This window comes from Aestuariivirga sp. (assembly GCF_044238155.1).
Lineage (GTDB): Bacteria > Pseudomonadota > Alphaproteobacteria > Rhizobiales > Aestuariivirgaceae > Aestuariivirga.
This window is the reverse complement of the sequence record NZ_JBIIDX010000158.1, coordinates 1-7875: the sequence shown is the minus strand read 5'-3', so window position 1 is coordinate 7875 and position 7875 is coordinate 1. Positions and strand designations below refer to the sequence as shown.

At 63.6% G+C, this 7875-nt stretch carries 8 protein-coding genes and 2 tRNA genes; 4 read left to right on the top strand and 6 right to left on the bottom strand.

Going from position 1 to position 7875, the window contains the following annotated elements; genetic code table 11:
• Nucleotides 1–270 (bottom strand): aminotransferase class III-fold pyridoxal phosphate-dependent enzyme (locus ACILRN_RS14380; protein WP_395689423.1); only part of this gene is annotated, 270 nt, incomplete at its 3' end.
• 97 nt (nt 271–367) lie between these two features.
• Between ACILRN_RS14380 and ACILRN_RS14375 the strand changes: the two genes are divergently transcribed.
• Together ACILRN_RS14375 and ACILRN_RS14370 are read left to right on the top strand one after the other, a co-directional pair.
• Complete coding sequence (locus ACILRN_RS14375) at nt 368–1774, top strand: amidase (protein WP_395689421.1); 1407 nt, start codon at nt 368–370, stop codon at nt 1772–1774.
• Nucleotides 1775–1779: 5 nt separating this feature from the next.
• The gene (locus ACILRN_RS14370; RefSeq protein WP_395689419.1) at nt 1780–3423 is read left to right on the top strand and encodes a long-chain-fatty-acid--CoA ligase; all 1644 of its coding nucleotides are present in this window, start codon (nt 1780–1782) and stop codon (nt 3421–3423) included.
• On the opposite strand, the gene ACILRN_RS14365 is transcribed toward ACILRN_RS14370, so the two are convergent.
• Nucleotides 3396–4292 (bottom strand): MBL fold metallo-hydrolase, encoded by an 897-nt coding sequence (locus tag ACILRN_RS14365; protein ID WP_395689417.1) that lies wholly within the window; start codon nt 4290–4292, stop codon nt 3396–3398. The two genes, ACILRN_RS14370 and ACILRN_RS14365, sit on opposite strands and share 28 nt — an antisense overlap.
• Nucleotides 4293–4369: 77 nt before the next feature.
• Between ACILRN_RS14365 and ACILRN_RS14360 the strand changes: the two genes are divergently transcribed.
• Entirely contained in the window at nt 4370–4921 is a 552-nt protein-coding gene (locus ACILRN_RS14360) for a biotin transporter BioY (protein WP_395689415.1), read from the top strand.
• A 10-nt stretch (nt 4922–4931) separates the two neighbouring features.
• On the opposite strand, the gene ACILRN_RS14355 is transcribed toward ACILRN_RS14360, so the two are convergent.
• Nucleotides 4932–5008, bottom strand: a tRNA-Pro gene (locus ACILRN_RS14355).
• A gap of 81 nt (nt 5009–5089) precedes the next feature.
• On the opposite strand from ACILRN_RS14355, the gene ACILRN_RS14350 reads away from it, so the two are divergent.
• Nucleotides 5090–5164, top strand: a tRNA-Gln gene (locus ACILRN_RS14350).
• A 248-nt stretch (nt 5165–5412) separates the two neighbouring features.
• Here the strand turns inward: ACILRN_RS14350 and ACILRN_RS14345 are convergent.
• Genes ACILRN_RS14345 through ACILRN_RS14335 form a run of 3 tightly spaced genes read right to left on the bottom strand, consistent with a single transcriptional unit; the run spans nt 5413 to nt 7764 of the window.
• Nucleotides 5413–7107 (bottom strand): recombinase family protein, encoded by a 1695-nt coding sequence (locus tag ACILRN_RS14345; RefSeq protein WP_395689413.1) that lies wholly within the window; start codon nt 7105–7107, stop codon nt 5413–5415.
• The gene (locus ACILRN_RS14340; protein WP_395689411.1) at nt 7100–7549 is read right to left on the bottom strand and encodes a DUF2924 domain-containing protein; all 450 of its coding nucleotides are present in this window, start codon (nt 7547–7549) and stop codon (nt 7100–7102) included. Before ACILRN_RS14340 ends, ACILRN_RS14345 begins: the two co-directional genes overlap by 8 nt.
• Nucleotides 7546–7764, bottom strand: coding sequence for a DUF3489 domain-containing protein (locus ACILRN_RS14335; RefSeq protein WP_395689409.1), 219 nt, complete (start codon nt 7762–7764; stop codon nt 7546–7548). Before ACILRN_RS14335 ends, ACILRN_RS14340 begins: the two co-directional genes overlap by 4 nt.
• Nucleotides 7765–7875: the final 111 nt, after the last annotated feature.

The following is a 7875-nucleotide window of genomic DNA, read 5'->3' as shown; positions in this document are numbered from 1 at the left end:
ATAGGGCATGACCATGGCGCAGGTGTGGGTGAAGGCTTCGAGTTGCTCATACACGCGCTTCATGACGGCCGGGTGGCGATGACCGGTATTGACAACCGCAATGCCGCCGCCGAAGTCGATGTAGCGATTGCCCTCGACATCCCAGATCTCGGCGTTTTCGGCCTTTGCCGCGATCACCGGGGCGCCGGCGCTGATTCCACGCGAGACGGCCTTGGCGCGGCGTTCCACCCACTGCTTGTTCATGCCTGGGGCTGCGACCGGTGCGTTCATGATGATCTCCCTCGAGCTGTGATCGGAGGCTTTTACGCCGGTTGACGGGGTGGCGGCAAACGGATTTCATGACGGGCTTTGCGGCAGGAGGCCCCACATGACCGAGCTGATCCATATGACTGCCCTCGACGTCGTGGCTGGTCTGAAAGACGGGGCCATATCCCCACTCGACTGTCTTGATGCGCTAGAGCGGCGTATTGCCACGGTGGGTGCCTCGGTCAACGCGCTGCCCACGCTGTGTTTCGAGCGGGCCCGCGCCCATGCTCGCGCGCTGATGGAGAAGCCGGTTGCCGAGCGTGGGCCGCTGGCTGGTCTGCCCGTTCCGATCAAGGACCTGATGGATGTGGCCGGTGTGCGCTGCACCCAGGGCTCGCCGATCTTCAAGGATCGTGTGGCGGACGTGTCAGACCTTATGGTTCGCCATCTCGAGGCCAATGGTGGAATTGTTTATGCCATGTCGAATACGCCGGAGTTTGGGGCGGGCGCGCATACCTTCAACGAGGTGTTCGGCCTCACCCGCAACCCTTGGAACACCCGGCTCTCGGCGGCTGGCTCATCGGGCGGAGCGGCCGTGGCGCTGGCCACCGGCATGGCCTGGGTGGCACATGGCTCTGACCTCGGAGGGTCACTTCGCAACCCGGCAAGCTTCTGCGGTGTCACTGGTCTCAGGCCGTCACCCGGCCGGGTAGCGGCCTCGGTCTTCACAAAGATCGATTCCACGCTTGGCGTCGAGGGGCCGATGGCCCGCAATATCACCGATCTTGCGCTGCTGCTCGATGCCATGGTGGGCGAGGAAGCAGCTGATCCGCTGTCACTTCCCGCGGATGGCACGTCTTACCTGGCAGCTGCTCGCAGTGGATGGCGGCCAAGACGGGTGGCGGTGTCGCGTGACCTAGGCCTGCCGCCGGTCGATCGTGAGGTTGCCGGGCTGGTGCTTGCCGCGGCGGCAAAGCTTGAGGCGGCGGGCGTCATCGTCGAGGAGGCGCATCCGGATCTAACGGAGGCACGTGACTGCGCTCGAACGCTGCGCGCGCTGTCCTATGCGAACATGAAGCCGCTGCTTGACGCGCACCGTGACCTGCTGAAGCCCGAAGTCGTCTGGAACATCGAGCAGGGCCTTGCTCTGACCGGCGCCGACATCGCCCGCGCCGAGGCCCAGCGCGGTGAATTGTTCCGGCGAATGCGCGCCTTCTTCGACAGCTTCGACCTGCTGCTGTGCCCTGCCACCATCGTGCCGCCGTTTCCCGCCGGGCAGCGCTACGTTACGGAGTGTGACGGCGTGACCTTCTCCTCCTATGTCGACTGGCTGATGATCGTTCATGCCGTCACGCTGACCTGCTCGCCGGCCCTGTCCCTGCCCTGTGGTTTCACGGCAGATGGGCTGCCGGTGGGCTTGCAGGTCGTGGCACCGGGCCGTGGCGAGGCAAGGCTGCTGGCCGGGGCGCGCTTCATCGAGCAGGTGCTGGGACTTGGCGCCATCACACCCATCGAGCCACGGGGCTGAAGGCCATGCAGGGACTGATGCAGGATTTTCCGCTGGTGGTGCACCGCGTGCTGGAACATGCGGCGCGCTGGCATGGCCAGACTCCCATTCTTTCGCGCAGCGTCGAGGGCCCGCTGCATCGCACGAATTACGCCACGCTTGGCCGTCGGGCGCGGGCGCTGGCCTCTGCTTCGGAGCGGCGGCTGGGGCTCGGGCTCGGCACCGTGATTGCCACGATGGCCTGGAACACCTGGCGTCATCTCGAGGTCTGGTATGGGGTGATGGGGCTCGGCGCCATCGTCCATACGTTGAACCCGCGCCTGTTCGAGAGCCAGCTCAGCTACATCATCAATCATGCCGAGGATCAGTGGATCTTCATCGACCTGAGTTTTGTGCCACTGTTCGAGGCGCTGCAGGACAGCCTGCCAAGGGTGAAGGGGTTCGTGATCCTCACGGATGAGGCACACATGCCTGCCTCCACGCGGCTGCGCAACCCGGTATGCTATGAAACTCTGCTCGCGGATGGCGATGAGGCACATGCCTGGCCCGAGTTTGACGAGAATACCGCCTGCGGCCTCTGCTACACGAGCGGCACGACCGGCAATCCCAAGGGCGTTCTCTATTCGCACCGCTCCAATGTGCTGCATGGCCTGATGTGTTCGCTGGGTGATGCCATGGCGTTGTCCTCGCGCGACACGGTGATGCCGGTGGTGCCGATGTTTCACGCCAACGCCTGGTCAATTGCCTTTTCGGCGCCGATTTCGGGTGCTGCGCTCGTAATGCCCGGTCCCCGGCTCGACGGTGCATCGCTCTACGAGATGCTTGAGCTTGGCAAGGTCAGCTTTGCGGCTGCCGTACCCACTGTGTGGCTCATGCTGCTGCGTCATCTCGAGCAGAATACCAGCCTCAGCCTCCCGCATCTGAAGCGCGTGGTGATCGGAGGGTCGGCCTGCCCGGAGGCGATCATGCGCGCCTTCGTCGAGCACCACGACACGGATGTGATTCATGCCTGGGGCATGACGGAGATGAGCCCGATTGGCTCTCTGGCGGTGATGTCGCGCCAGGCAGCGGAGCTTCCGCCTGAGAAGTGGTGGTCGCTGAAACTGAAGCAGGGGCGCCCACCCTTCATGATCGATATGAAGATCACCGATGATGATGGCAACAACCTGCCGCATGACGGCAAGACCTTCGGGCGGCTCAAGGTGAGGGGCGCAGCGGTGGCCCGCAGCTATTTCAAGGGTGAGGGGCAGTCGGCCTTTGAAGGGGATGGCTGGTTCGACACCGGCGATGTCGCCACCATCGACGACTATGGTTACATGCACATCACCGACCGCGCCAAGGACGTCATCAAATCCGGGGGTGAGTGGATTTCCTCGATCATGATCGAGAATGCGGCACTGGGATGTGAGGGCGTTCAGGAGGCGGCGGCCATCGGCCTGCCACACCCGAAGTGGGATGAGCGCCCCCTTCTCGTTGTCGTGCGCAAGCCGGGTGCGGAGATTACGGCCGACGCTGTTCGCCAGCACCTCGTGGGGCAAATGGCCAAATGGTGGTTGCCTGACGATATCGTGTTCGTCGACGAGATTCCACACACGGCAACCGGCAAGATTTCCAAGCTCGATCTGCGCCAGCGCTTTCGCGATTACCGGTTTCCCGGCACTGGCTCGTAGACGCCGCCGCTCTTCCTCAGTCTGCCCTGCTCGACCAGATGATCGAGATGCGCCCGTGCCGAAAGGGAGGCTGCGCCATGCAGTGTGGAGTCGAGCCCGGCGTAGACTGTGGCCACCACATCAGCCACGCTGCGCGCACCCTTGTCCACGCTGCTGCGGATGGCCTCCTCGCGCATGCGCCGGTGGGCCAGATAGCCGCGCACCAGCGGCAAGGGATTTGGCCGCGAGGGGCCGTGGCCAGGGTGATAGACCTGATCGTCGCGCTCCAGCAGCTTGCCGAGAGAGGCAAAATACTGCGCCATGTCACCGTCGGGTGGTGCAATCACGCTGGTGGCCCAGGCCATCACGTGATCGCCCGAGAACAGGGCGCGTTCCTCGCGCAGCGCGAAGCACATGTGGTTCGACATGTGGCCAGGCGTGAACACCCCATCCAGCGTCCAGCCGCGGCCTGCAATGGTGTCGCCATCGGCCAGGCGCACGTCTGGCTGGAAGGCATGGTCGATCGAGGCGTCGAGCCTGAGTGCCTCGCCGCCTGCTGGCGCGGGCACTGGCCCATAGCCAAAGGTCTTTGCCCCTGTTGCCTTCTGCAAGGCTGCGGCCAGCGGCGAATGGTCAGCATGGGTGTGGGTGATGAGGATATGGCTCACCGTTTCGCCGCGCACGGCCTCCAGCAATGCGGCCAGATGGGCGTCGTCGGCTGGTCCGGGGTCGATCACCGCAACCTCGCCCCGGCCAACGATGAAGCTGGACGTGCCCCGGAAGGTGAAGGCAGAGGGGTTGTTCGCCACGACCCGGCGGACAAGCGGAGAGAGTACCTCCGCCCGTCCGGGGGTAATGGCAAACTCCCGGTCAAAGACGAGGTCCGTCATGCCCGGTTGCGGCACAGCGTGCCGGACCCTATAAGCAGGCCAGAGAACATGACCAGCAAGGGTAGGGGTGATTGACGATGAAAACCAGCCTTCTTTCTGACCGGCTGTGGCCGAACGCGGGCCTCGCCCGCAATGCCGTTCTGGCCCTGTTTGGCTCGCTGCTGGTGGCGGCTGCTGCACAGGTCAATGTGCCGATGCTGCCGGTGCCGATGACGCTGCAGACGCTGGCCGTGCTGATGATCGGCGCTGCCTATGGCTCGCGGCTTGGCGCCGCCACGCTGGCGCTTTATGCATTCGAGGGTGCGATCGGACTGCCGGTGTTCGCGGGCTTCAAGTCTGGCGTCATGCTGGCAAGTTTCGGCTATGTCCTGGGCTTCATTGCCGCGGCCTATGTGGTTGGCTGGCTGGCCGAACGAGGTTGGGACCGGACGGCGCCGCGCATGTTCGCGGCCATGCTGATCGGAGCCGCGGTGCTCTATGTGCCTGGGCTCATCTGGCTTGCGGTCTGGATCGGGCCGGAGAAGGCGATTCAGCTCGGCCTTCTGCCATTCCTTGTGGGGGATGCAGTGAAGGCGGCAATCGCGGCTGTCGGATTTCCGGCCGCCTGGGCTCTGCTTGGCCGCCGCTGACAGTCAAGGATGGTCGGAGTGAGAGGATTCGAACCTCCGACCCCCTGCTCCCGAAGCAGGTGCGCTACCAGACTGCGCTACACTCCGTCTTTGGTCCGGCGCGGCTTATAGCGGCGCATTTGAGGCTAGGCAAGTCTTGATCGGCTGGCTATACGGAGCCCGCTCTGCTGGGGCGTCGCCAAGCGGTAAGGCAGCGGATTTTGATTCCGCCATTCGGAGGTTCGATCCCTCCCGCCCCAGCCAATCCACCCACGTCGAACCATGAGAATGACAGCTGCTGGCGAAGCCTCCGACATTTCCGGGGCTTCGACGGTATGTCAGCTCGCGGGAGCGCCGGAGAGACCAATTTGACGCTCCGGCTGATAGATTTCACGCGGAAAGTCTCCGCTGGCCCGAATTCCGGTTATGGTGCGCAGGGTCGTGCATCCTGATAGGTGCTGAACCGCTTCCCACGGAACCGTCCCGACAAAGACAGACTGTCAGTGTGGAGTTCAGGCCAGCAGCAGGGCGCGCTGCTCTTCCCAGGAAGCGGGTAGCGGGCAGGCCTTCTTGAGCCGCTCCGGCGTGAGAGACATCGGTTGTGTGCCGTCGATGATGGTCTCAACGATGTCTGGTGCCAGGAAGGCGAGGCTGATCTTCAGGCTGATGTAGGAAGCCGAGACACCCTCGGCCTTGGCGATGGCCGCGATGGTCGGGACCTCTCCGGATGAGAGCGCATCAAACCACCGACGGGCTCTCAGGATTTCGCCGATGAGGCGGGGGTGGGGGTCGGACTCTGGCTGGTCCCCGGTTTCGTCGATCATCAGGCGTACCTGCTTGCCACACCGGAGGAGGTGGCTGGTGATGTCGATCTCGAGGGGTAGACTATTCAGCGGCGACTGTGTCTCCTCGGGGGCTCGGCCGGTGAGGAGGGCGACAAGCCGGTCCCTGTTGATCCTGAGATGTATGTTTCTCTTATCCATGTTGATACGGGTAACGAGATCGCCGATCATCCCGGTGTTCACGATCGGCTGTCTCTCGATATCGACCGCAATGCCGTGGGCCTTTTGAAGTGCAGGCGGAAGGTCTCCAGGATCGTGTATGAGCGCAGCAACCCATTGCTTCCTTCTCAGGTGGCTCGCCAGTGAACGGATGACGATCATCTCGAGGTCAGGAGCGGGAACCCGGAACCCGCTCGTCGCCTGCTGCCTCCCCTCCTTCAGCAGAGACTTCGAGGTGTAGTACCGGTACTTCGTTCTGCCCTTGCTGCAATGGGTTGGCTGCAGCCGCTCGCCTTGAGCATCGAACACCAGCCCCTTGAGCAGGGCGGGTGAGGCCAGCTTGCGCCGCGCCTCGTCCCCGGGCCCCTGCTGTTCCAGGACCCGCTGGACATCCGAAAACAACTTCTCCTCCACGATTGGCTCGTGCTCACCGGGAAAACACTCCCCCTTGTGCTGGATCAGGCCCCGGTAAAGCGGGTTCTTGAGGATCGTGTACAGGGCGCCCCGGGAGAAGGTGGCACCGCCCAGCACCGAGCCATCCTGCAGGATCTTGCGCTTCGAACGTGTCCCGGAACCGGCCAGTTCCCTTCGCAGGAGTTGCACGGAGCGGAGCTCCAGGTAGCGACGGAAGAGGTGTCGGACGGTCTCGGCCTCCTCCGGAACGACCACCAGCTTTCTTGCCTTCACCTCATAGCCGAGCGGGGGATGCCCTCCCATCCACATGCCTCGCCGCTTGGAGGCGGCGATCTTGTCGCGGATGCGCTCGCCAGCAACTTCCCGCTCGAACTGGGCAAAGGAGAGCAACACGTTGAGCGTCAGCCGACCCATCGAGGTCGAGGTATTGAACTGCTGGGTGACGGCCACGAAGGACACGTCGTGGCGGTCCAGGACCTCCGTGAGCTTGGCGAAGTCTGCCAGGGACCGGGTAAGCCGGTCGATCTTGTAGACCACGATGATGTCGATCTCACCCTTGCCGATGTCCTGCATCAGGTCCTCGAGTGCTGGCCGCTGGAGGTTGCCGCCCGAGAAGCCGCCATCGTCGTAGGTCTTTGGGACCAAGGTCCAGCCCTCATGCTTCTGGCTGGCGATGTAGGCCGTGCAGGCATCGCGCTGGGCCGCAAGGGAGTTGTAGGTCTGATCCAGCCCTTCCTCGGAGGACTTCCGGGTATAGATCGCACAGCGGCGGATGACTGGACGCTCAGCCACCGGGGGCAGTCCTCTTCCGGTCCCTGGTGCCGAAGAAGCGGGGTCCGGACCAGCGCACTCCGGTGATCTCCCGGGCAATCTCGCTCAGCGATCTCCAGACTTTTCCACCATAGGCAAATCGGCCGTCCTCCAGAGCCAGAACCTCATGAACCTTGCCCTGCCACTCCCGCAGCAGCTTGACCCCCGGCTTCAGGGGCAGGGCCTCACCACTCAGCTGCAAGCTTGCCCTGCCGCCATTGCGCAGTGCCCTCAGCCGAATGGAGGTCCGGCGGCTCAAGCCGCCGAACTCCTGTTCCTGTTTCCTGTAGGCGATGGCAAGCCGGAGCAGTTCCTTGCTCATGGCGGGCGGAGCGTCGCCGCCGGAAAGACCCTTCCACTCGTCCCGCAGGCTCTGCAGATCCATCCCGGCCAGTCCTGCCAGGAGCTCTTCCGTCCTGCTCATGAGTTGGCAGCTTCGGTGAGTCGATAGCGGCGGCCACCTTCGCCCTTGGACGAATCAAGTCTGAGACCCAGCTTTTTCTTCAAAGTTCCCGACAAAAATCCGCGCAAACTATGAGCCTGCCAGCCGGTCGCCTCCGAGAGTTCCGAGATCGTCGCTCCCTGCGGCCGAGCCAGAAAGGCCTGGATGGTCTCGGACTTGCTCAGAGTGTCCGGCATCAGCGCTTCTGAGACAGATTGGATGACTTGAGGAAGGGAGGATTTCTGGCTCATCGTAGCTCGTTAGGAGAAGCGCAGATGAGACAGAAATCCGAGACGCGGGCGACGCCC

Excerpts from the sequence above, each read along its gene's own strand:
- ACILRN_RS14375 (WP_395689421.1), top strand. The coding sequence starts at position 368 with ATGACCGAGCTGATCCATATGACTGCCCTCGACGTCGTGGCTGGTCTG.
- ACILRN_RS14370 (WP_395689419.1), top strand. The coding sequence starts at position 1,780 with ATGCAGGGACTGATGCAGGATTTTCCGCTGGTGGTGCACCGCGTGCTG.
- ACILRN_RS14365 (WP_395689417.1), bottom strand. The coding sequence starts at position 4,292 with ATGACGGACCTCGTCTTTGACCGGGAGTTTGCCATTACCCCCGGACGG.
- ACILRN_RS14360 (WP_395689415.1), top strand. The coding sequence starts at position 4,370 with ATGAAAACCAGCCTTCTTTCTGACCGGCTGTGGCCGAACGCGGGCCTC.
- ACILRN_RS14340 (WP_395689411.1), bottom strand. The coding sequence starts at position 7,549 with ATGAGCAGGACGGAAGAGCTCCTGGCAGGACTGGCCGGGATGGATCTG.
- ACILRN_RS14335 (WP_395689409.1), bottom strand. The coding sequence starts at position 7,764 with ATGCCGGACACTCTGAGCAAGTCCGAGACCATCCAGGCCTTTCTGGCT.